Below are 21,721 nucleotides of genomic sequence, written 5' to 3'. Positions count from 1 at the left end.
TGCGCGATGCCGTCCGAGCCCCGCTCGCCGCGTCTTGCCGTTCTCATCGATGCCGACAATGCCCTCGACCAAGATCGCCGCTGGGCTGTTGGAGGAGACCGCCGAGGTTGGCGCGGCCAGCGTACATCGCGACTGACGCTTGAAAGCCTGAGGCGATGTGCTTTCGAAACATGCAATCATACCGCAGCAGCAGTTCGCCTACACGGCAGACAAGAACGCCTCCGACTTCACCTTCGTCACCGATGCGATGGACCTTCTCCAACCGCTACCTTTCCGCAAACGCCCGCGCAAAAGAATCCACCATCGGCCGCGCTGGATATTCGAAGGAGTCCGGCCGCCGGCTCAATGAACACCTCGACCGGCGTCCCGGATAAAGCTGCTCGGCTTTCTGCCGAGCAGCAGCGCCTCGCTCAGGTATCAGGCACGCAATTCTTGCGCGTGCGCCTTCACGAGGTCGGCCATGCTGTCGAAGCGGAAATCCACGGTCGGCATGTCGCCGGGGTGCATCGTGGCGCCGAAGCCCTGGTCGGCGTGCCGGCGATAGATCCAGCACGATTTGAGACCCAGGCGGCTGGCCGGAACGTGATCATGGAACATGCTTTCGGCCGTATGCAGGATCTGTCCTTTCGCGACGCCGATGGTCCCGAGCTTTTCGAGCATATAGTCGAAGTTCCGTTCGGAAGGCTTGTAGGAGCCGATATCTTCCGCCGTGTAGATCGCATCGAAATCCACGCCGAGCTTCTTGTTGCTGAACGAAAAGCTTTTGTTGTCGACATTGGAGAGGATGATCAGCTTGTAGTGCTGCTTGAGATATTGCAGGGCTTTCGCGGAGTCGGCAAAGGCCGGCCAGTCCTTCACGCTTTCGCCGTAGGCGATGCATTCCTCTGGAGTGACGACGACGCCCCATTCCTCGGCAAGCCGCTTGTAGACGATCGCCAGAAGGTCGCGGTAGCGCTTTTGCGGAGTCCATTTCTGCTGACTGGATTCGTGCCGAGCGTGCGCCTCCAGTATCTCGTTGCGGCTCAAATGACGACCAACCCGCGCGGTCAGCGGCTTCAGGCCGTCGATCATGCCGGATTCCCAATCAATCAGCGTGCCGTAGCAGTCGAAGGTCAGGGCTTTGAAATCTGTCAGCTTCATGGGGTGTCCTCCTTGATGTCCATGATTACCCGATAGGCTGCTCGACTGAGCCCAGATCTGGCTTGGCGTTCGATACCGCGCCGCGTGACGACGCCAGCCAGACACCGAACAATGTCACCGCCAGGCCGATGAACATCGCCGTCGACAGCGGCTCGCCGAAGATCAGCCATGCCCAGAGCATTGTCACCGGCGGACTGAGATAGACCGCGCTGCTGACCTGCGCGGCGCTATAGTGGCGCAGGCTCATGTAATAGACGGCATAGCAAAGGAAGGTCGAAAACAGCACCAGCCAGGCGATGCCGAACTGGAAACGGCCATCGAGGGGCGGAGTCAGCCCGCCATTCCACTTGGCGCAGAGGGCAAAGAGGATCGCTGCCGTCAGGCATTGAATGCACAGGCTCTGATGGATGGGCATGTTGATTGTGCCTATGCGCTTCTGCACCACGGTAGCAAGGGCGAAGACCAGCATGGAAGCGACGGTGAGGGCATATGCCCAGACCGGCGCCGTCCCGAGGCTCAGGCTGTCCAGCGAGACGATGAGCACGCCCGTCACCCCCAGAGCCGTTCCGCTCCATTGCCTTCCGGTCAACCCGTGGCCCAGAACTGGCTGCGACAGCGCTGCGATGGCGAGAGGGACGAGATCGGAGATGAGCGCGACAAGGCCGGTCGGCACGCGCTGGCCGATGGCTAAAGCGAACCCGCCCAGATAGAGGAACATCGTCGCCACACCGAACATCATCTGCCGGATCAGGCCGCGGGCGCCGATGCGCGGCCCGATCAGGAGAGCAAATGGCAGAAGGATCAATCCGGACAACAAGGTCCGCCAGAACAGGACCAGCATGACATCGGCGTTCTCGCTGGCGTAGCGGATGCCGACGAAGCCGGAGCTCCAGCTTACGACCAGGGCCGCCGCAACGATCGGCCAAATGAGGGGATGGGTCTGGTTCTGCGAGAGCGTCATGGCTGTCTTTTTCAGGCGAGTCCATGTTCCGGAAGCGGACCACGGGCAATGTTCGGCGCAGACTTATGTCGGCACGCAGGCGTCGTTGCACATGACAAATTTCGATACGCTCATGAAATGGCCATGTAGGATGACATATTCCTTTGCCTGAAAGCCGGTTCTGCGTCACAGCTTGGCGCGTTGCTTTGGTTCCGAACAAGGATTGTCATGGCTGGATTGATGAGCCGCCGCCTGGATGTCGACGCCCTGCGGGCACTGGTCGCGATCGAGAAGCATGGCGGCGTCACGCGTGCCGCCGAGGTTCTGGGCCTGTCACAATCGGCTGTCAGCCACAAGGTGAGGAGACTGGAAGCGAGCCTCGACTGCGAAATCCTCAGCCGGAAGGCAAATGCGCCGATGTTCACCACTGCCGGGCTCGATCTCCTCGGCTACGCGCGGCGCATCCTGGGAATCCATGACGAAGCGATCCTGAGCCTCTCGAAAAGCACACTGCAAGGCAAGATCGCGCTGGGAATGACCGAGGATACGACCTGCACGGACCTCTCACGCATTCTTGGCCGGTTTCGCCGGCTCTACCCCGAGGTGAGCGTCCGCACGCAAGTGCGCATGAGCCTCGTCTTGCAGGAGCAGCTCGGCCAGGGAGCGCTCGATGCCGCCATCGTCCAGGTGTTCCAGCACGAGGTCCGCCCCGCCGATATCGTCCTGTTCCGCGAAACGCTGCACTGGGTGAAATCTCCCGACCTTGTCCTGTCGAAGGACAAGCCGATCCCGTTCCTCTCCTTCGATGAGGACTGTTTCTATCGGCGCTGGGGCCTCGATCTTGGGCAGGACGAAGGGACGGTGTTCGAGACCGTGTTCGAATGCTCCAGCGCAGCCGGCATCATCGCCGGCGTGACCGCGGGGCTCGGCGTCGCGCTCTTGAGCCAGCGGCACCTGCAAGCCGGTATGGAGATTGTCGACAAGGACTTTCCCAAGCCTCCGGATCTGGCTTATGTGGTCCGGCGCGCGCGCAACACTCGAAATCCCGCGCTGGAGACCTTGGTCAGGGAAATCGAAGCTGAAGTAAAACGTTACGGCGCGCTCCAAATCGCCGTCTGAGCGCGTCACGTTGCTGCTGGGGAGGGGAAAGCTGTGCACGCATGACGGCGATCCGCTCCTACCTTTCCGCAAACGCCCGCGCGAATGAATCGATCATCGGCCGTGCCAGGTACTCGAAGAAAGTCCGGTCGCCGGTGCTGATGAAGGCCTCGACCGGCGTTCCGGGGTAAAGTTGCTCGGCCTTCACGCCCGGTGGCAAGGCATCGGCGATCTTCAGCTTGGCGCGGAAATAGGGTTCGTGCGTGGCTTGGTCGACCAGCCGGTCGGCGGAAATCTGTGTGACCGTGGCTGAAACCTCGGGCGTCAGGCGCATATTGAGCGCGGACAGCCTGAGTTTCGCCGGCTGGCCGACGCGCACCTGATCGACGTCCTTCGGCCGCAGCTTGGCGTCCACGAGCAGGCCCGATGCCGTCGGCAGGATCTCCATGATCTTCTCGCCCGACGCGATCACGCTGCCCTTGGAATTATAGGTCGACGACACCACGATGCCGGCCGCCGGCGCCTTGATCGTGGTGCGCTGAAGCACCGCTTCGGCTGCCCTGATCTGCTCCTCGATGTCGGCGAGGTTGGTGCGGACATCGTCGAGCTTGGTCAGCGCTTCCTCGACGCGCTGCGTGGTCAGGCGCTCGACCTGCACCTGGGCTTCGACGATCTGGCTGTTGGCCGCGGCGAGATTTGCCTCCAGTGCGCCGGCCTGCCCGACGAGATCGGCCTCTGAGCGCAGCAGCTGCGAATATTCGGTGCGGTTGGTGAGGCCCTTGTCCAAGAGGCCGGTCTTGATGCCGAGCTCCTTTTTCACCACCTCGGACTGCTGCTCGATGGCGAGCTTCTGGGCGTTCAAGCCGACGACCGACTCGCGGTGCATGGCGACCCGCTGCGCCATGATCGACTGCTCGGAGCGGAAGCGGGCGAGCCTGGCGTCGAACTCCTTCTGCTGTTCGCGAAGCAGATTTTGGAAGTCCTGCTGGAACGGCGCCGGCGCCGCTTCGGCGATCGGCGCCAGCCTGTCCAGCCCGTCGCGCTCGGCCTCCAGCCGCGCAGCGCTTGCCTTGAGCGTGATCGACTGCCTGGTCAGCCGGTTGAGATCGGCCTGCGCCGCCGTCCGGTCGAGGAGGATGAGGTCCTGGCCTTGCCGCACGCGGTCGCCCTCGTGGACCAGCAGCTGCTGGATGATGCCGCCCTCGGGCTGCTGGATGAGGATGTTGCCGCCGGTCGCCGAGATCGTCCCTTGCGTGATCACCGCGCCGGACAGCGGCGCGCTTGCCCCCCAATAGCCGAAGCCGCCCACGAAGATTGCGATTGCCGCATATCCGGCGAAGGCCACGCGCCGGAAGTCGGTGCGTGGTTTATCTTCCCAGGCAAGGCTCTGGGTCGTCATCGCCTACGATCCCAGGCGGACACCGTGCGGATCGTCGGCGCGAACGAGCCCGTCACGACCGTGCCCTGCTGCGCGGCGGGGCTCTTGCCGGCGCCCTTCTCGACGGTTGACTGCCGCAGCACATCGCCGCTCGGGCCGAAGGCTTCGATCACGCCGCCGCGCAGCAGCATCACGCGGTCGCAGGCGGCGGCGATCGAAGGGCGATGCGTGATGACGATGGTCGTGACGCTCGCCGCTCGCGCGGCGGCAAGCACCGCTTCGAGCGCCGCTTCGCCGCTGCCGTCGAGATGGGTGCTGGGCTCGTCGAGCACCAGGATGCGCGGATTGCCGTAGAAGGCGCGCGCCAGCCCGATCCGCTGGCGCTCGCCGCCCGACAGCGTCCTGTCTGAAGGGCCGACCTTGGTCTGGTAGCCGTCGCGCAGCGCCAGGATCAGCTCATGCGCCTCGGCGCGCCTCGCGGCCTCGATGATCGCGGCGTCCTGCGCGTGCGCGTCGAAGCGGGCGACATTCTCACCGATCGATCCGGGAAAAAGCTCCACCTCCTGCGCGAGATAGCCGATGTGCTTCCCGAGCTGGTTTTCGTCCCAGCTCCTGAGGTCGGCGCCGTCGATCCTGACGGAGCCGCCGGTCGGCTGGGTCGCGCCGACAAGCAGCCGCGCCAGCGTGGATTTACCGGCGCCGCTCGGGCCGACGATCGCCACCGCTTCGCCGGCGCCGATCTGGAAGTTCAGCCGCTTCAGGTTTGGCTCGGTGCCGGGCTGGGCATTCGGCGCCATGAAGAAAACGTCCTGCACGGCAATCGCGCCCGACGGATCGGGCAGGGCGAGTTTGCGCGCTTCCGCCGGCTGCGCCGCGAGCGTCCTTTCCAGCCGTGTCCATGCTCGGCGCGCATCGGCGATCTGCCGCCAGGCGCCGATCAGCTGGTCGAGCGGCTGCAGGGCGCGCGACGACACCAGCGAGGAGGCGAAGATCATGCCGGCCGTCATCTGCCCCTCGACCACCAGCCACGCGCCGGCACCGAGGATCGCCAGCTGCAGCATCATGCGCAGTGCCCGCGAGGCACCGCTGAAGATCGCGTTGGCGCTCGCGGAGCGGTCGTGCAGGATGAGCGCTTCGCCCACGTGCCGCCCCCAGACCCGCGCGGCGTTGTCGACCATGCCCATGGCGCGCAGCGTTTCGGCATTGCGGGCAAAGACCTGTTCCGCTTGGGCAGCCAAAGCCGAACGTTCCACCGACAAGGCATCGTTTCGGCCGATGGCAAGCTGGTTCGCGACGACCAGGAGAACCAGCAGCACCGTGCCGGCGAGCGTCACCCAGAACAGGACGGGATGGATGAGATAGAGCAGGGCGAGGAAGACCGGAGCGAAGGGCAGGTCGAACAGCACCGCCACGCCGCGCGACCGGATGAAGGCGCAGACCGAGGCGAGGTCGCGCAGCGGCGACAGGCCGCTGGCATGTTTGGCGGCAAGCGAAAGGGCGAACGTTCCGGCACCCAGCTTCCGGTCGACGGTCGCAGCGACGCGCTGCGTGTAGATGGCGCGCATCGCGTCGAGGAAGCCGAGGAAGGCAAGCGCCAGCACCGCGATGGCCGAGAGGTAAAACAGCGTCTCGATGCTGGAGGACGGCAGCACGCGGTCATAGACCTGGAGCAGGTAGAGCGGGATCACCAGGAGCAGGATGTTGATCAGCACAGAGAAGACGCCGACATCGGCGATGGCGCGCAGGAAGACCGGCCGCAGGCCCGACGGTCCAGTCATTCCCGTGTTCCCCGCTGCATGATCCCGAGACCTTACGAGTGGCCCCCAAACTCGGAACCGCCGTGCAGTGTGCTGCTGGCGATGCTGTGCGTGGCTATGCTCTGGGTGGTGGTGCTGCCGCTGGCGACGTTCAGTGCGGTCGCCGGCGCGCTGTCCAGCGTGTAGGCGTGGATGTAGTCGATCTTCATCTGAGCCGGGGCCGCCAGATGATCCGGCGGCGCACCGGCCTGACCGCCAATCGCGAGATCGACCAGCATGTACATGGGCTTGTTCATGTCGGACGGCGTCGCCACTTCCGCGACCTGCACGCCGTCATAGGTCCACACCAGCTTCTCCGGCGTCCACAAGAGGCCATAGGTGTGGAAGCCGGCGGTGTCCGAGACATTCACCGTCGACCCGACCTTGGTGTGCGTTCCGGTCTCATTCGTGTGGGCGGTCATCAGAAGCGAGTTCGGGCTCTGGCCGTACATCTCCACGACGTCCAGCTCCGGCGGCCACGAGCCGTCCTCGGGCAGCAGCCAGAAGGCCGGCCAGGCGCCGGTGTTTTCCGGCAGGTCGGCCCGCATTTCGAAATAGCCATAGGTCTGCGAGAAGCTGTCGTGGGTGGTCAGGATGCCGGACGTGTATTCGTAATTGTTGATCAGCGGCTTGATGTCCGCCGGCGCCTGCGCCGCTGTGATGCTGAGCACGCCGTTGTTCACGCTGAATGGATGGACAGAGCTCGTCGGGGCGTAATTGGCGTCGATATACCACTGCAGCTCGCCGTTCTGGGTGAGCGTGCTGCCGTTCGGCGCGCCCCACCAGAAGTTGGTGTCCCAGGTCCCGCCTTGACTGTTGTGAAGGTTCAGCGTGTTGAACTCGTCGCTGAAGGACAGCGTCATTCCGGACTTGTCGATCGGCAGCTCGAACTGGCTGGGCTGCAGCTTGTCGATGGTCGTGTCCTTGAACTCGAGGATCTCACCGGATCCGAGGTTCAGGATGACGTTCGATCCGGCCTGGATCATGTTCGAGTGGATGGCGTCGAACGAAGTGAACCCATAACCATCGAGACGGACGGTGTCAGTCGCGGCAAAATTCGCGATCAGGTCGCTTCCGTTACCTTTTGCGATGATGAAAGTGTCGTAACCGCCGCCACCGTCGATCAGCACATCATTGCCCTTGCCGCCGTCCAGCGTCTGGTGGCCGGCCTTGGCGGTGATGATGTTGTCCAGGTCGTTTCCGAAAGCGAAGTTCTTGGCGTTGGTGACGATGAGGTTCTCGACATTGTCGGGGAGCTTGTAGCTCATCCATGTGCTGATGGTGTCGATGCCTGCCCCGTAGCCCTCGGCCACCTTGTTGCCCGCGGCATAGAGGTAATAGATGTCATCGCCGTAGCTGCCGTGCATGGTGACGTTGACGCCGGAGGCTCCATAGAAGGTGTCATTGCCGGAGGTGCCCCACAAGTCCGGCCCAGACCCTGATGCCGAGAACCAATGGGTGGACGTGCCGCTATAGGGAAGAGGAGCGCCCACTGCGTTGACGATGGAGGTCATCGGACAATCTCCGTGCTGCCTGGCTCCTGGAACACGCCATGCGGGTTCCGTCGACCGCTTCCCACCAACTTCTAATTCAAATGATAGTTCCAAGGAATAACCATATAGTACAGAGGAAAATCTTCTTTTCTCGATCAATTCTTCAGAATAGATAGAATAAGGAAGAGCTAATGCAATTTAGAGGCGTGAAGTCTGGCCAATTTTATACAATATTGCCGAATTATGCTGAATTATTAGGCACGCGGCCGCGGATGAACGCATTCCTGCAACGTCTAATCTGGCCGACGGTTGGAGATCGGCGAATCGATAGTGCGGGTGAAAGACCGCCGCCGCCGGATCACGCCTTGCCCATCGCGATCGACTTCAGGAACGCCGCCGCCAGTCCCTTCGCCACCGCTTCGTCGAAGCCTGCGTCGCGCATCGTCTCGATCGCGGCCGCCGTCGTGCCGCGATAGTCGAGGAATGCTTCCACCGTATCGGCCGGCGAAGCGTCGTTGAGCTCCAGCAGCCGGCCGGTGCCAGTGAGCACGGTGTTGACGGCGCGCCGCGCGACGTCCGGCGCGAGGCCGAAGGCAACCGCGTCGCGCATCATCGCGTCTGCCAGGAGGGCAGGGAAGGCCGGCCCCGATCCGGTCAGGCCGGTGAGATAGTCGATGTCGCGTTCGCTGCCGACCTCGTCCTGCACGCCGCAGGCATCGAAGATCGCGCGCACGACGGCGCGGTCGTCGTCGGCGGCATCGCCGCTCGCGATCCACGGCGTATAGGATTTCGCGACCTCGGCCGCCGCGTTGGGCAGCGTGCGCACCACGTGGCGCGTTCCGTGCTTCTCGCCGATCTCGGCCAGCCGTATGCCGGCCATCACCGAGATCACCAGCTTTCCTTTTGCATCGATGCTCAGCGACGGCCAGTCCTGCGGCCGCACCGAAAGTATGATGACATCGGAGCGGTCGGCGAGTGCCTGGTTGTCGTCGGTCCAGAAGGTGCCGGGAAAACGGTCCGGTTTGGCGCTCCGATAGGAGAGGGCGAGGTCTTGCGCCCGCACGACGCCGGCCGCGAGTGCAGCGCCCGCGATGGCGCCGCCCAGCCAGCCCGCGCCGCCGACGATACCGAGCTTTAATGAAGCGCTCATCCCTGCCTCCTCACCGAAAACCGCAGGGTAGCGGAGGCAGGTCGCTATTCAAGCGCTTCAAGCGCTCAATACCCCCGCATCAATCCTCCATCGACGCGGATGTTTTCGCCAGTGATGTAGGCCGCGCCATCGGAGGCGAGGAAGGAAATCGTCGCCGCCACTTCCTCCGACGTGCCGTAGCGCTTCATCGGCACGCTCCGGCGGCGTTCCTCCACCGCTGGCAGGCTGTCGATCCAGCCGGGCAGCACGTTGTTGATGCGGATATTGTCGCCGGCATAGGTGTCGGCGAAGATCTTGGTGAAGGCGGCGAGCCCGGCGCGCGCCACGGCGGAAGTCGGGAAGGCGACGCTCGGCTCGAACGCCCAGGCGGTCGAGATGTTGATGATGGCGCCCGACTTCTGTTTTTGCATCACCGGCGTCACCAGCCGGGTCGGGCGCACAACATTGAGGAAATAGGTGTCGATGCCCTTGTGCCAGTCCTCGTCGCTGATCTCGATGATCTGCGCGCGCGGCCCGTGGCCGGCGCTGTTGACCAGCACGTCGATGCGGCCCCAGCGCTCCAGCACGCCGTCGGTGAGGCGCCTCAGATCCTCGTTCGACTGGTTGGAGCCGGTGACGCCGAAGCCGCCGAGTTCCTTGCCCAGCGCCTCGCCCTTGCCGGAGGAAGAGAGCACGCCGACCTTGAAACCGTCGGCCGCCAGCCGCTTCGCCGCCGCAGCGCCCATGCCGCTGCCGCCCGCCGTCACCAGAGCTACTTTTTCTCCTGCCATGTCGCTGACCATCCTGGCTTTTAGGGGCGGAATCCGCCCGGGGTTGAAAGCGCTTCTGTTAGCACAGGGGGCATACCAGCACGAACCGGATTGGATTGCGCCAAGATATCGACGATTGGCGAAAGCCGCTGAGCGCTTGATCTCCCCCCTTGCGAGGGAGATGCCTGGCAGGGCAGAGGGGGTGCTGTCCCGCCACCTTTTCTATTCTCGTCGCTTTACTCTCAAATCTTGAAGCCACTCATCACCATCTTCGACACCACTGCGCAGCGGCCGGGCTTCACCGCGCCCGCCTGCAGCGGCACGCCCTTGCCGGCTACCACCGCCGGCTCGTACCAGGCGCGCAGGGCCTGGTCGCTGGCGCAATAGCCCCAGTTGACGAGGTCGACTGTTTCCTTGGCCCCGAGGAAATGCAGCGAGGTGCCGATATCGGCGGGCGCGGTGCCGGCACTTTGCACGAAGGTCGGTTCGGTCGCGTCCGGCTTGCTGGCGATAGACCAGTAGACGCCGCGCGTGGCGGCGTTCTCAAGCCTTGTGCGATCGTTGGGGGAGGCCTTTTCATCGGCGTCCTTCGCCGCCTGGAAACGGGCGCTGAGATCGCGCCGCCGCAGCGAGCGGACCTGATTGTCGGTGGTGTCTAGCACGCGCTTCAACTGCGAGAACCAGTTCCAGTAGCCGCGTTTGGATTCGCTCCAGGGCGCGCCGGCGTCGCTGACCAAAAGCCAGCGGCAGCGTTTCAGCGCCGGCTCGATGCCGTGATTGTCGTAGACGCCGCCATCGGTGAGCACTGCGCGGCGCGCCTTGCCGATCCGTGGTCCTACCGTTGGATCCAACTTCTTGTCTTTCCATTGGGATGGAACGAGGCCCAGTCGCAGCGGAGACAGGAACGGCGGAAAGGCCGAGGACGCCGCGATCGCCGTCGCGACCGGGAGGTCGGCATCCTCGGCCATGCCGATCCGGTGGTCGGCGATGTATCGGTTCGACATGCGGAACAGCGATCCGGTGCCCAGATTGCTGGAGCAGAACACGAACCAGGGACGGTCGACCAGGCTCTTCAGCATCGGCTGCTCGCTGTCGAACAGATGCCGCTCGTAGCAGGCGGCAACTTCGCGTGCGGCGCTGGAAAACGGGTTGAGGATGCCCTTGAGGGTTGAGGGGAGATCGAGGAAGACTTCCGAGAAGGCGAGGATCTTGTTGAGATAGATATCGAAATTGGCTGCAATACCGTCGTCGCCGAAGATCAGTTTCGGCCACATGACGGCGAGCAGGCCGGCGGCGATCGATCCTCCCGAGACCGAGCTCACCATGTCGAGCTTGCCGAGCAGTCCGGCCTCATTGAGCCGTGCAAGCGCGCCGGCATGGAAGAGCATGGAGCGGTAGCCGCCGCCCGAGAGGCAGAGGCCGAGGCCCTGGCGCGTTGTCGTCTCGCCGTTCGCGGATAAGACCTCGACCGTATCCGGGCCCATTGTAGTCCCCCCTGCCTCCTCGCCGACCGGCGAGCTTATGCGAACCAGTCGACCGTCACCTTGGTGCCCGAGCGCCGGCGCCCGTCCGGCGTGTCGTAGGCGACGAGCATACCCGGCCGGTTATCGATCGCAAACGGGCAGAGCCCTTCCGGATGCTCATGGCTCGACGTCCATTCGTAAAGCACATCGGCGGTCTCGATCCGGCCGGCGCCGGAGGGCTGCCAGCGATGGATGCGGAACGGCCCGTTCGCGGCCGTCACCGGGCCGGCCAGCACCAGCACGTGGTCGTCGCGGTGGGCGAGGTCGCGCACGCCGAGCCCGCCGAGGTCGAGCATGTGCAGATGCGGCTTGTCGTCGGGAAGCAACGCGGCCTTGCGCGGCAGCGAGACGACCACCGCGTGGCTGTCGATGACCGGGCCGCGCAGGCCAAGCAGCAGCCGCTTCGGCAGCAGCGTGAGGCCTTCGATATCGAGCCCGTTCTCTTTGCTCGGCAGGTTGAGGAAGCCGGAGAGATAGACATCCTCGCGCAGCCTGCGCCGCAGGCTGCCGTCGCCGGTATAGGGCAGGGCTCGTCCGGCGCCTTTCTTCGGCTTGCCGGATCCGCCGAGCTCGATCGAGCCGAGGAGATGCCGGCTCGGGCGCCGCTTGAAGGTGGGGTCTAGCGTTCCGGGCTCCTCGGCCTCGCGCCGGACGCGGCAGTGCGAGCCGCAGAGCCACAGCCTGCCGTCAAGGACATCGACGGATTCGAGGTCGGCCTCATGCCCCTCGGGCAGGTCAGGGAAGAAATCGTCGAGATCGTATTGCTCCACCAGCGCGAAGCCGCCATCGGCGGCCGCAAGGCGCTCGAAAGTCCGCCCCTCGTCCGAGACCGTCCAGGCGAAGCCGCCGTCGATGGCGATGCCGGAGATGTTGCCGATCACCATGTCGATGTCGCGGGCGCCGGCGTAATCGAAGGTGAGTTCGCGGGTAAGCTGAAGCTGCGTGAGCGACGGTGTCACATCAGTCGTCTCCGAATGGATCCCGCGGGCTTGCGCCAGACTCCGGCGCGATCAAATCGTCGGAATGTTAGGCCGAAGGTGCTGAAATTTCATCAGGGAACTGTGAAATGGATCACATGTTGTTGTGATCAAAATCTGCGAGCATAATAAATCAAAGTAATATATGCGGAAACGAGGCTGAGTGAGGCGCTTGATCTGTTTGCCGGCGAAATAGTGAGGCGCTCGAAAAGAGCATAAAGTAAGTAGAGAAGTATCGTTTGCTTGCCATCGGAGGGAGGCATGGGGAAGCTGATCAAGGCACGTGCATGGTGCAATGGCGAGGTCGCCTATCTATCGTGGGAGGCCGACGGGCCGATCGCCCATTGTGTTGGTTTCATGATCACGCGCGTGCATGAGACCGGCCCGGACGCCGGGCAGCGCCGGATACTGCCCACTTGGATCGGCTTCACCGACCAATCGAATCCGAACTGGCTGGACCAGGACAGCTCGGTCTGGCCGATCCAGCAATATGAATGGCGCGACTTGACGCTGCGCCGTTCTCGCGACACGGCCAAGGTGCGCCCCATCGACTTCAGGGTCCACTACGAGATCACGCCCATGGGCGTGGCGGGCCCGGGGCGCCCCGCGCTTCCGGCCTCGCCGACGGCGCCCTTTCTCGACGAGAACGGCAATCCCCGCTACGAGGGGCCGCAGCATCCACTGGCCAAGGTCGGTGATCCCATCGACACGCCGCCAATCGACGTCACGCATGATTACGCCGGCGTGCGTGCCACCTACACGAACGGCATACTATCCACGCAGAATCTCCTGCAGCAGCTGGAGGCGGTCCAGGGAAACAAGCCCAAGAACGTTGCCGCCGGCCCGACAACCAAGATCACGCCCGGCCTGTTGAAGACGCTGCTGAAGCACATCCCGATCAAGGACGATGAGATCAGGACCTTTCTCACCGCCGATGTGCTGGGATTCCTCCTGTCGATGATCGATCGCGCCGAAAAGAAAAACGGCGCCGAACTCTACCTGGCTCTTTATGAGTTGCATGACCCGGAACTCATCGAGCGCCTGACGAAGCTGACCAAGGCAGGCAAGGCACATGTGATCCTGTCGACGGCGGGCTCCACTGACCCGAACCCGCCGAAGACGCCGCCCGACCAGAAGCAACCCGTCGTCTGGGATACAGAGAACCATGCGGCGCGGGTCGCCCTGCACGAGGCCTCGGCGGCCAACGTGCAGGACAGGCTCTTCAACAATACGGCGCATATCGGTCACAACAAATTCGCGGTCTATGTCGAGAACGGCGTTGCGAAGTCCGTCCTGACCGGCAGCACGAACTGGACCGAAACCGGACTGTGCACGCAGTCCAACAACGCGATCATCATCGACGACAAGCAGGTAGCCGGACAATATCTGGCCTATTGGAAGCGCCTGTTCGATGATCCGCAGCCGGCCGGCCAGGAGCTGACCATCACTTACAAGAACAAGCCGCTAACGGGCTTCGAGAAGAACAACGGCGCGCAGGAAGCCGCTCTCCGCGCTGCGAATGCAACGCCGGCCAAACCCGATACGCTCGCCGGCGGCGCCACCGTCGAGGTCCTGTTCTCGCCGAACACCAAGGCGAAGACAAAGAACGCCGATTCGCCGACGCCCGTCGATCTCAGCCGGGTCTATTCGCTGATGGAGCATGCGAACCACGCGATCCTGTTCCTGGCTTTCCTGCCCGGCTACAACGGCGTCCAGAACATCATCGGCGAGGCGGCGAAGCTTGCCGCCGAGCGCCCGGAACTCCTGGTCCAGGGAGCGGTCAGCGACCCGAAGGCCCTGCCGCCGCGGGCCAAGGCCGGCGAGCCCACAACGTACACGGCGCCCGATGGAACGACGAAGAAACTGCCGCAGCCGGCCGTCTGGTGGCCGGGAGGCGATGCCAGCCGCATCGCGGTCATCCGCGCCGCCGCCGTCACCATGCAGACCGGGGACTTGCGGCCGGAACTGCTCTCGGCCGGCCATGCCATCATCCACGACAAGATCATTGTCATCGATCCGCTGGACGCCCAGGGCTGCGCGATGATCACCGGCAGCCACAACTTCGGCTACAAGGCTTCCTACCAGAACGACGAGAACCTGCTCATCATTCGTGGCAACCAGCCGCTTGCGATTGCGTATTCGGTCCATGTCCTGGATGTCTATGATCACTATCTGATGCGGGCAAAACTCTCAGACAGCCTGCGCAAGTCGTTGATCGAAACGGGAAAGCCGCCGGTTGCCAATTCGGGCGGGTTCCTGAGGACCACGGCCGACTGGCAGGCGCGCTGGTTCAAGCCGAATCCGATCCCGACCAGCCGCGACTATTTCCTGTCGTAAGGAGTGGTTGGCGCCATGTGGCTGACAGCATGATGGTCAGCCCGCGTGCCGGCCGCGACGCCTTCGATGCCGCGGTCGGCCGCATGGATCGTCGCGATCCTCTACTGATTGATCTCCGGTTCGACGAGCCTTGCCAGGTTCTTGAGCGACTCCTGCCAGCCGAGATAACAGGCCTCGGCCGGAATGGCGTCCGGAATGCCGGCCTGGGTGATCTCCATCTCCGTGCCGACCGAGACCTTCTTCAGATTCACGGTCACTTGCATCTCGCCGGGCAGGTTGGGATCGTCGAACTTGTCGGTGTAGCGGACGAGCTCACCCGGGACCAGCTCGACATAGTCGCCGCCGAAGGCGTGGCTTTCGCCCGTAGTGAAGTTGCGGAAGGACATTTTGAAGTTGCCGCCGACCTTTGCCTCGAAGTGATGGACCGTGCAGGTGAAGCCGTTCGGCGGCAGCCACTTCGCCAGCGCGTCCGCCTCGATGAAGGCGCGATAGACTTTTTCAGGCTTGGTGGCGAGCACGCGATGCAGGCGGACAGTGCTGGGCATATCGTTTCTCCTTTGATTGCCGGTCTATGCTGCAATGACGAACGGGGATTGGCCAGTCCGACATCGGTGGAGAAATTTTCAACGCCGCCGCTGCCGATCTCCCCTCGAGCGGGGAGATTACCCGAAGCGGTTGGCCGGCACACCGCGCACGCCTGGCCGCAACGCGAACAGGCCACCCTCGTGCGGGTTTGCATCAAGATGCTCGGCGCTCATCGTGAAACGCGCGGAAGTGACGAACAGCGTGTCGAGGTTGGTGCCTCCGAAGGCGCAGCTCGTTGGCCAACTGCAGGGTAATTCGACGATCCGGTCCAGCCTGCCGTCGGGCGCGATGCGGGCGAGGCAGCGTCCGCCGACCACCCGGCAATTCCAAACGTAGTCCTCGGCGTCGAGGCAGGAACCGTCCGGCAGGCCGCGCTCGAAGCCGGCGAAGAAGGGAAGAGCCCCGCCCAGCCGTCCGGCCTTCTTGTCCCAGCCGTAACTGTAGAGCGCGTTCTTCATCGTGTCGGCGGTGACGAAGCGTCCGTCGGCCAGCCACACCATCGTGTTGGTGATGCCGAACCGGTCTTCGCTGAGCATCGTCACTGCGCCGTTCGGATCGACACGATAGAGCTTGCCCTCATCGCTGGTGATCGCAACCGGGGCGTCGTCCGGCCCGATATTGTTGGCCATCGTGCCGACCCAGAACGAGCCGTCCGGTGCGACGACGCCCTCGTTGAGCCGCGTTCCCGGCCGGTCGGCCTCGATCGCCGCGAGCGTCCGGAACGGTCCGCCGAAGTCCCAGAGCGCGATCTCCTTGCGCAACCCGACGATCGCGCCGCCGTCCTTGCGCAGGCCGACCGAGGTGACGAGGTCGCCCGTCGGCCAGCTCTCATGCGCTCCCGTGGACGGATCCAGCCGATGGATTCTGCGGCCGATGATGTCGACCCAGACCAGCCTTTCGCGGCGCTCGTCCCACGCCAGGCTTTCGCCGACCACGTCGCGCGCGTCGAAGATCAGGCTGGCTTCCGTTTCGTGCATGAGGCTCCTCCGGCACACGTCCAGAAATCGGCTTGACATATATCTTTTGCCTGAACTATGAGCAATTAAATATCAACCTGTCATACAGGTTTTGAGGAAACGGAATGCAAGAGCAGACGGACCCACCGGGTGAGCCGAGTCCTGGCCTGGTCAGCACAGCGATCCAGGCGATCACCCAGCACATCCGCTCCGAGGGCCTGGCACCAGGCGATCCGCTGCCCAGCGAAGCCGCCATGACGCGCCAGCTCAACGTCTCCCGCACCGTCGTGCGCGAGGCCTTCCGCTCGCTTTCGGCCATGCGCCTCATCGACCTGAGCGCGGGGCGCCGCGCCACCGTCGCCAAGCTCGACACCGGCGCGATGTCGATGGTGATCGAGCACGGCATCACCACCCAGCAGATCAGCGTGCAGCAGGTCTATGACGTCCGGCGCACCATCGAGATGCGCACCGTTGCGCTCGCGGCTCTCCGCCGCACCGACCAGGAGGCCGCGGCGATCGTCCAGTCGGCCCGGCTGATGCGCGAGAACTTCAAGAACCCCGAGACCGTGATGGAGCACGACATCGCCTTCCACGAGGCGATCGCGGCGGCCTCGCACAACCCGGTCTTTTCGCTCATCGTCACCGCCTTCAGTGGTGTGACGCGCCGCACCTGGGTTATCGGCTGGCGGACGCGCTCGTCCGACGAGGACCAGCTCAAGATGATCAAGGGCCATGAGGACATCGCCGACGCCATCCTCAAGGGCGACCCGCGGCTGGCGGCCGAGCACATGGCCGGGCACTTCGACAAGAGCGTCAAGGCGCTCATCGATGCGGGGATAGCCTGATGAAGATCCGCGCCATCGAAACCGTCCGCATCGAGGAACGGCCCAACCTGCTCTGGGTCGAGGTCCATACCGACGAGGGCATCACCGGGCTCGGCGAGACGTTCTATCTGTCGCGCACGGTCGAGGAGTATCTGCACGAATATGTGGCGCCGCGCGTCATCGGCCGCGATCCGCTCGCGATCGACCTGCTCGCCGCCGACCTCGTCGGCTACCTCGGCTTCCGCTCCAGCGGCGCGGAGGTGCGCGGCAACTCCGCCTTCGACATCGCGCTGTGGGACATTTTCGGCAAGGCCACCGGCCAGCCGATCGCGCAACTGCTCGGCGGCTTCAGCCGCCGTTCGATCCGCACTTACAACACCTGCGCCGGCAGCGAATACATCAAGGACGCCAAAGGCCAGACGACGGCCAATTACGGCATCGGCGCTGGGCGCGACTATGACGACCTCAACGGCTTCCTCACCCGCGCCGATGAGCTCGCCGAGGAGCTCCTCGCGGACGGCATCACCGCCATGAAGATCTGGCCGTTCGATCACGCGGCGGAGAAGACGCGCGGCAACGACATCTCCGCGGCCGACTTGAAGGCGGCGCTGGAGCCCTTTGAAAAGATTCGCAAAGCCGTTGGCGACCGGATGGATGTCATGGTCGAGTTCCACTCCATGTGGCAGCTCCTGCCGGCCATGCGGATCGCCGAGGCGCTGAAGCCTTATGCCACCTACTGGCACGAGGACCCGATCCGCATGGACAGCCTCGGCGACCTCAAGCGCTACGCCGCCGCCAGTCCGGCGCCGATCTCGGCCTCGGAAACGCTGGGCAGCCGCTGGGCTTTTCGCGACCTTCTGGAAACCGGGGCGGCCGGCATCGTCATGCTCGACATCTCCTGGTGCGGCGGCCTGTCGGAGGCGCGCAAGATCGCGTCGATGGCCGAGGCCTGGCGGCTGCCGGTGGCGCCGCATGACTGCACCGGCCCGGTCGTGCTTGCCGCCTCGACGCATCTGTCGCTCAATGCCCCCAACGCGCTCGTCCAGGAAAGCGTGCGCGCCTTCTACCGCACCTGGTACCGGGACCTGGTGACGGCGTTGCCCGAGGTGAAAGACGGCATGATCACCGTGCCGCCGGGGCCGGGGCTCGGGCTGGCGCTCAATCCGGAGTTCGGCCGCGCCTACACCGTCCACCGCCGCGTCTCAGACAAGGCGGATATCTGACCAATCCAAAGGGAGGAAAAAACATGAGGAAACTGACTGCAATACTGCTATTTGGCGCGGCCCTGCTCGGCGGGCAATACGCGGCCAGAGCCGACGGCCTCAACATCGTCTTCACCCATCATTCGTCGGCCTCGAACACTTTTTGGCAGGCGGTGAAGAAAGGGTTCGACGACGCCTGCGCCAAGGTCGAGGCGAACTGCACATGGTCTTCACCCAGACCGAAGGCTCGATCGAGCAGCAGGTCGCCAACATGCGCGCGGCCCTTGCCGCCAAGCCCGACGCGCTGCTCACTTCCATCGTCGACGACCACGCCTTCGACGATGTCATCAAGGAGGCGCGCGACGCCGGCGTGCTGGTGATCGCCGTCAATGTCGACGACACCGAGGGCGCCAAGGGCAACGCGCGCCAGGCCTTCGTCGGCCAGGGTTTCAAGCCCGCCGGCTATTCGCTCGCCAAGGCGATTTCCGAGAGTTTTCCGAAGGACGGTCCAATCAAGGTGCTGGTCGGCATTTCGGCTCCCGGCCAGAACTGGTCGGAAACTCGCGGCGCCGGCGTCATGCAGTTCCTTGAGGAATACAAGGCCGCCCATAAGGACCGTGACGTGTCGTGGGAGCGCATCGACAGCGGCACCGATCTCGCCATCACCTCCGACCGCGTCGGCGCTTATTTGAACGCCCATCCCGACACCACGGCCTATTTCGACACCGGCTTCTGGTGCGCGGGCGTGGCGCGCGTGCTGGCCGATCGCGGCGTAGCACCCGGCAAGGTCCTGCTCGGTGGCTTCGACCTCGTTCCGGAAGTGCTGCAGCAGATGCAGAAGGGCTATGTCCAGGCGCTGGTCGACCAGCAGCCCTACATGCAGGGCTTCATGCCGGTGATGGAGGCCTATCTCAACAAGAAGATCGGTCTTGCTCCTTCCGATATCGACACCGGCCAGGGCATCGTGCGGCCGAAGGAGGCCGACAGCATCATGGCGTTGTCCGCGCAGGGCATGCGCTGAACTTCGGCTGGAAGTCCTTGCGTCGGCGGCCCAGCGCCGCCGATGCGCCTTGAAATCAAGTACCGGAGCCTTTCGTTGAAGCGCCTGTTCAAGACCTATCTCGAAAAGCCGGAACTGGCCGGGCTGATCCTTCTGGTGCTGCTCATCATCCTGTTCCAGGTGCGCTCGCATGGCGTGTTCCTCAACCAGGACAATCTGCGCGGCATCCTCGGCATCCTGCCGGAGGCCGGCCTCGTCGCCATCGGCGTCACCATCCTGATGATCAGCGGAGAGTTCGACCTCTCCGTCGGGTCGGTCTTCGCGCTGATGCCGATGACGATGGCGGTACTGATGGTGCATGGCTGGCCGTTCCCGCTGGCGCTGCTCGCCGGGCTGCTGGTCTCGGCGGCGATCGGCTACATCAACGGCTACGTCACGATCCGCTTCGCGATCCCTAGCTTCATCACCACGCTCGGCATGCTGTTCATGGCGCGCTCGCTCACCGTCGTCGTCTCCGGCGGCTTCCCGCCGCTGCTGCCCGCAGACCTGCCGAACTGGCTGTTCACCTCCTTCGTCGGGCCGGGCAACATGTTCCGCATGTCGTTCCTGTGGTTCGTGGCGGTCGCGCTGCTGACCTCGCTGATGCTGTCGCGCACCAATTTCGGCAACTGGATCAAGGCCACCGGCGGCTTCCTGCCCGCGGCGGCCGCGATGGGCATCCCGACCGCCAGGGTCAAGATCGTCTGCTTCATGCTGTGCTCGGTGCTCTCGGGCTTCGCCGGCATGCTGCAGGTGCTGCGGCTCGGCTCGCCGCTGCCTTCGATCGGCGAAGGGATGGAACTGCAGGCGGTGGCATCCGCCGTCATCGGTGGTGCCTCGCTCGCCGGAGGCATCGGCACCGTCATGGGCGGCATCATCGGCACCACGCTCATCCGCGTCATCGACAACGGCCTTGTGCTGAGCCACGTCGACGCCAACTGGTTCAAGTTCGCCATCGGCTTCCTGACCATCTTCGCCGTCGTCGCCAATGCCTGGATGCGCAAGCGCGCCAAGGCCATCAAGATGGAGGGTTGAAGCGATGACCGACGCCATCATCTCGGTGCGCGACCTGCACAAATGGTATTCCGGCGTGCATGCCCTCAAAGGCGTCACGCTCGACTTCCGGCGCGGCGAGGCGCTTGGGCTCGTCGGCGACAACGGCGCCGGCAAGTCGACCTTGATCAACATCCTGTCCGGCGTCCACCGGGCGGACAACGGCGAGATCAAGGTCGAGGGCAGGGCGGTCAGCATCGCCACGCCGCGCGACGCGATGGATCTCGGCATCGAGACCATCTACCAGTACAACTCGATGGTTCCCACCATGTCGATCGCCAGGAACCTGTTCATCGGCCGCGAGCCGACCCGGTTCTCGATCCTCGGCGTCGGTATCCTCGACCAGAAGAAGATGGCCGAGGAGAGCGTCCGCGCCATCGCCAATGTCGACCTGCATCTGCGCTCGCCCGACGCGCTCGTCGGCGAGCTCTCCGGCGGCCAGCGCCAGGGCGTCGCGATCGCGCGCGCTATGCATTTCAAGTCGAAGGTGATGATCCTCGACGAGCCGACCAACCATCTCTCGGTCAAGGAGACGAACAAGGTGATTGGCTTCGTGCGCGGCCTGAAGGAGCAGGGCGTCACCGGCGTCTTCATCAGCCACAACATGCACCACGTCTTCGACTGCTGTGACCGTATCGTTGCGATGGCGCGCGGCGAAATCGTGCTGGACAAGCGCATCGAGGACACCTCGATCGACGAAGTCCACTCTGTTCTGTGAGGCGGCAATGAAGACTCTCGCTGGTCGTAAAGTCCTTCTGACCGGCGGCCTCGGCTCGCTCGGCCGGGCCCAGGCAGTGACGCTGGCGCGGGCTGGCGCGCGCGTCCTGGTGCTCGACCGCCCTGACATCGGGGAAGCTCAGGAGACGGTGGCGGCACTTGCCCGGCAGGCCAAGGGCGACATCGCCTTCGTCGGCTGCGATCTCAACCGGCTGGCCGAGGCGGAAGCGGCGGTTGCCGCGCTGGCCGCGAGCGAAGGCGGCATCGACATTTTGATCAACAACGCCGCGCTGATCATCAACCGGCCGTTCGAGGAGTTTTCGCTGGCTGAATATGAGGATCAGATCCGCGTCAATTCGTCGGCCGCCTTCGCGCTCGCTCGGGCCTGCGCGCCGGGCATGAAGGCGAAGGGCTATGGCAAGATCGTCAACTTCTGCTCGATCACGCTCAACGGCCGCTGGGACGGTTACGTGCCCTATGTCGCGTCGAAGGGCGCGATGCTTGGCCTCACCAAATCGCTGGCGCGCGAGCTTGGGCCGCACGGCATCCGCGTCAATGCGGTCTCGCCGGGCGCGGTGGTTTCGGAAGCCGAGGAGCGCGTCTTCGGCGACCGGCTCAAGCAATACAATGACTGGATCCTCGAGAACCAAAGCCTGAAGAAGCGCATCGAGCCCGAGAATGTCGCCGAGCTCGTGCTGTTCCTCGTCTCGCCCGCTTCCGACATGATCAGCAGCCAGAACATCGCCATCGACGGTGGCTGGTGA

At 64.1% G+C, this 21,721-nt stretch carries 18 protein-coding genes and 2 pseudogenes; 9 read left to right on the top strand and 11 right to left on the bottom strand.

Annotation, left to right across the window (positions count from 1 at the left end; genetic code table 11):
• Positions 1 to 6 precede the first annotated feature (6 nt).
• Positions 7 to 259: pseudogene (locus tag AU465_RS36750) on the top strand (NYN domain-containing protein); the annotation flags it as partial.
• Positions 260 to 417: 158 nt separating this feature from the next.
• On the opposite strand, the gene AU465_RS25290 reads toward AU465_RS36750, so the two are convergent.
• Both AU465_RS25290 and AU465_RS25285 read right to left on the bottom strand, forming a co-directional pair.
• Positions 418 to 1,140: a haloacid dehalogenase type II gene (locus tag AU465_RS25290; RefSeq protein ID WP_192254353.1), complete on the bottom strand. Its 723-nt coding sequence runs from the start codon at positions 1,138 to 1,140 to the stop codon at positions 418 to 420.
• A gap of 25 nt (positions 1,141 to 1,165) precedes the next feature.
• The gene (locus AU465_RS25285; protein ID WP_192254351.1) at positions 1,166 to 2,101 is read right to left on the bottom strand and encodes a DMT family transporter; all 936 of its coding nucleotides are present in this window, start codon (positions 2,099 to 2,101) and stop codon (positions 1,166 to 1,168) included.
• 207 nt (positions 2,102 to 2,308) lie between these two features.
• On the opposite strand from AU465_RS25285, the gene AU465_RS25280 reads away from it, so the two are divergent.
• On the top strand, positions 2,309 to 3,199 hold the full coding sequence (locus AU465_RS25280; protein WP_192254349.1) for a LysR family transcriptional regulator: 891 nt from the start codon (positions 2,309 to 2,311) through the stop codon (positions 3,197 to 3,199).
• Positions 3,200 to 3,257: 58 nt separating this feature from the next.
• Here AU465_RS25280 and AU465_RS25275 read toward each other — a convergent pair whose 3' ends face one another.
• From AU465_RS25275 to AU465_RS25245, 7 genes are all read right to left on the bottom strand, one after another.
• Entirely contained in the window at positions 3,258 to 4,577 is a 1,320-nt protein-coding gene (locus AU465_RS25275; protein ID WP_192254347.1) for an HlyD family type I secretion periplasmic adaptor subunit, read from the bottom strand.
• On the bottom strand, positions 4,574 to 6,334 hold the full coding sequence (locus tag AU465_RS25270; RefSeq protein WP_192254345.1) for a type I secretion system permease/ATPase: 1,761 nt from the start codon (positions 6,332 to 6,334) through the stop codon (positions 4,574 to 4,576). Before AU465_RS25270 ends, AU465_RS25275 begins: the two co-directional genes overlap by 4 nt.
• Positions 6,335 to 6,366: 32 nt before the next feature.
• Positions 6,367 to 7,866, bottom strand: coding sequence for an endo-1,3-1,4-beta-glycanase EglC (eglC, locus tag AU465_RS25265; RefSeq protein WP_192254344.1), 1,500 nt, complete (start codon positions 7,864 to 7,866; stop codon positions 6,367 to 6,369).
• Positions 7,867 to 8,203: 337 nt separating this feature from the next.
• Positions 8,204 to 8,995: a pyrroline-5-carboxylate reductase family protein gene (locus AU465_RS25260; protein WP_192254342.1), complete on the bottom strand. Its 792-nt coding sequence runs from the start codon at positions 8,993 to 8,995 to the stop codon at positions 8,204 to 8,206.
• Positions 8,996 to 9,060: 65 nt separating this feature from the next.
• Positions 9,061 to 9,765 (bottom strand): SDR family oxidoreductase, encoded by a 705-nt coding sequence (locus tag AU465_RS25255; RefSeq protein WP_192254340.1) that lies wholly within the window; start codon positions 9,763 to 9,765, stop codon positions 9,061 to 9,063.
• A gap of 221 nt (positions 9,766 to 9,986) precedes the next feature.
• Positions 9,987 to 11,228, bottom strand: a complete 1,242-nt coding sequence (locus tag AU465_RS25250) for a patatin-like phospholipase family protein (protein ID WP_192254338.1) — start codon at positions 11,226 to 11,228, stop codon at positions 9,987 to 9,989.
• 35 nt (positions 11,229 to 11,263) lie between these two features.
• Positions 11,264 to 12,226, bottom strand: coding sequence for a DUF3616 domain-containing protein (locus AU465_RS25245; RefSeq protein ID WP_192254336.1), 963 nt, complete (start codon positions 12,224 to 12,226; stop codon positions 11,264 to 11,266).
• Positions 12,227 to 12,505: 279 nt separating this feature from the next.
• Here AU465_RS25245 and AU465_RS25240 point away from each other — a divergent pair, with 279 nt between their 5' ends.
• On the top strand, positions 12,506 to 14,581 hold the full coding sequence (locus tag AU465_RS25240; protein ID WP_192254334.1) for a phospholipase D-like domain-containing protein: 2,076 nt from the start codon (positions 12,506 to 12,508) through the stop codon (positions 14,579 to 14,581).
• Positions 14,582 to 14,682: 101 nt separating this feature from the next.
• Here AU465_RS25240 and AU465_RS25235 read toward each other — a convergent pair whose 3' ends face one another.
• Both AU465_RS25235 and AU465_RS25230 read right to left on the bottom strand, forming a co-directional pair.
• Positions 14,683 to 15,126 carry an SRPBCC family protein gene (locus AU465_RS25235; RefSeq protein ID WP_192254332.1) on the bottom strand — a complete coding sequence of 148 codons (444 nt, stop codon included), beginning with the start codon at positions 15,124 to 15,126 and terminating at the stop codon, positions 14,683 to 14,685.
• Positions 15,127 to 15,243: 117 nt separating this feature from the next.
• Positions 15,244 to 16,143, bottom strand: a complete 900-nt coding sequence (locus AU465_RS25230; RefSeq protein ID WP_192254330.1) for an SMP-30/gluconolactonase/LRE family protein — start codon at positions 16,141 to 16,143, stop codon at positions 15,244 to 15,246.
• A gap of 104 nt (positions 16,144 to 16,247) precedes the next feature.
• On the opposite strand from AU465_RS25230, the gene AU465_RS25225 reads away from it, so the two are divergent.
• The 6 genes and pseudogenes from AU465_RS25225 (at position 16,248) to AU465_RS25200 (ending at position 21,721) form a co-directional block, all read left to right on the top strand.
• Entirely contained in the window at positions 16,248 to 16,967 is a 720-nt protein-coding gene (locus tag AU465_RS25225; protein ID WP_192254328.1) for a FadR/GntR family transcriptional regulator, read from the top strand.
• A complete protein-coding gene (locus AU465_RS25220; protein ID WP_192254326.1) occupies positions 16,967 to 18,169 on the top strand; it encodes a mandelate racemase/muconate lactonizing enzyme family protein in 1,203 nt (400 codons plus the stop codon). The genes AU465_RS25225 and AU465_RS25220 overlap by 1 nt, the downstream gene beginning before the upstream one ends.
• A gap of 23 nt (positions 18,170 to 18,192) precedes the next feature.
• A pseudogene (locus tag AU465_RS25215) lies at positions 18,193 to 19,169 on the top strand (sugar ABC transporter substrate-binding protein).
• A 75-nt stretch (positions 19,170 to 19,244) separates the two neighbouring features.
• A complete protein-coding gene (locus AU465_RS25210; RefSeq protein ID WP_192254324.1) occupies positions 19,245 to 20,222 on the top strand; it encodes an ABC transporter permease in 978 nt (325 codons plus the stop codon).
• Positions 20,223 to 20,226: 4 nt separating this feature from the next.
• The gene (locus AU465_RS25205) at positions 20,227 to 20,958 is read left to right on the top strand and encodes an ATP-binding cassette domain-containing protein (RefSeq protein WP_192254322.1); all 732 of its coding nucleotides are present in this window, start codon (positions 20,227 to 20,229) and stop codon (positions 20,956 to 20,958) included.
• A 7-nt stretch (positions 20,959 to 20,965) separates the two neighbouring features.
• A complete protein-coding gene (locus tag AU465_RS25200; protein ID WP_192254320.1) occupies positions 20,966 to 21,721 on the top strand; it encodes an SDR family oxidoreductase in 756 nt (251 codons plus the stop codon).

Source organism: Mesorhizobium silamurunense (assembly GCF_014843905.1).
Lineage (GTDB): Bacteria > Pseudomonadota > Alphaproteobacteria > Rhizobiales > Rhizobiaceae > Mesorhizobium > Mesorhizobium silamurunense.
This window is presented reverse-complemented; position numbering and strand designations above follow the sequence as displayed.

Bases quoted from the DNA above. Each gene is read 5' to 3' on its own strand.
- AU465_RS25280 (WP_192254349.1), top strand. From the start codon at position 2,309: ATGGCTGGATTGATGAGCCGCCGCCTGGATGTCGACGCCCTGCGGGCA.
- AU465_RS25260 (WP_192254342.1), bottom strand. From the start codon at position 8,995: ATGAGCGCTTCATTAAAGCTCGGTATCGTCGGCGGCGCGGGCTGGCTG.
- AU465_RS25270 (WP_192254345.1), bottom strand. From the start codon at position 6,334: ATGACTGGACCGTCGGGCCTGCGGCCGGTCTTCCTGCGCGCCATCGCC.
- AU465_RS25250 (WP_192254338.1), bottom strand. From the start codon at position 11,228: ATGGGCCCGGATACGGTCGAGGTCTTATCCGCGAACGGCGAGACGACA.
- AU465_RS25220 (WP_192254326.1), top strand. From the start codon at position 16,967: ATGAAGATCCGCGCCATCGAAACCGTCCGCATCGAGGAACGGCCCAAC.
- AU465_RS25200 (WP_192254320.1), top strand. From the start codon at position 20,966: ATGAAGACTCTCGCTGGTCGTAAAGTCCTTCTGACCGGCGGCCTCGGC.
- AU465_RS25255 (WP_192254340.1), bottom strand. From the start codon at position 9,765: ATGGCAGGAGAAAAAGTAGCTCTGGTGACGGCGGGCGGCAGCGGCATG.
- eglC (WP_192254344.1), bottom strand. From the start codon at position 7,866: ATGACCTCCATCGTCAACGCAGTGGGCGCTCCTCTTCCCTATAGCGGC.
- AU465_RS25230 (WP_192254330.1), bottom strand. From the start codon at position 16,143: ATGCACGAAACGGAAGCCAGCCTGATCTTCGACGCGCGCGACGTGGTC.
- AU465_RS25285 (WP_192254351.1), bottom strand. From the start codon at position 2,101: ATGACGCTCTCGCAGAACCAGACCCATCCCCTCATTTGGCCGATCGTT.
- AU465_RS25240 (WP_192254334.1), top strand. From the start codon at position 12,506: ATGGGGAAGCTGATCAAGGCACGTGCATGGTGCAATGGCGAGGTCGCC.
- AU465_RS25225 (WP_192254328.1), top strand. From the start codon at position 16,248: ATGCAAGAGCAGACGGACCCACCGGGTGAGCCGAGTCCTGGCCTGGTC.
- AU465_RS25235 (WP_192254332.1), bottom strand. From the start codon at position 15,126: ATGCCCAGCACTGTCCGCCTGCATCGCGTGCTCGCCACCAAGCCTGAA.
- AU465_RS25205 (WP_192254322.1), top strand. From the start codon at position 20,227: ATGACCGACGCCATCATCTCGGTGCGCGACCTGCACAAATGGTATTCC.
- AU465_RS25290 (WP_192254353.1), bottom strand. From the start codon at position 1,140: ATGAAGCTGACAGATTTCAAAGCCCTGACCTTCGACTGCTACGGCACG.
- AU465_RS25275 (WP_192254347.1), bottom strand. From the start codon at position 4,577: ATGACGACCCAGAGCCTTGCCTGGGAAGATAAACCACGCACCGACTTC.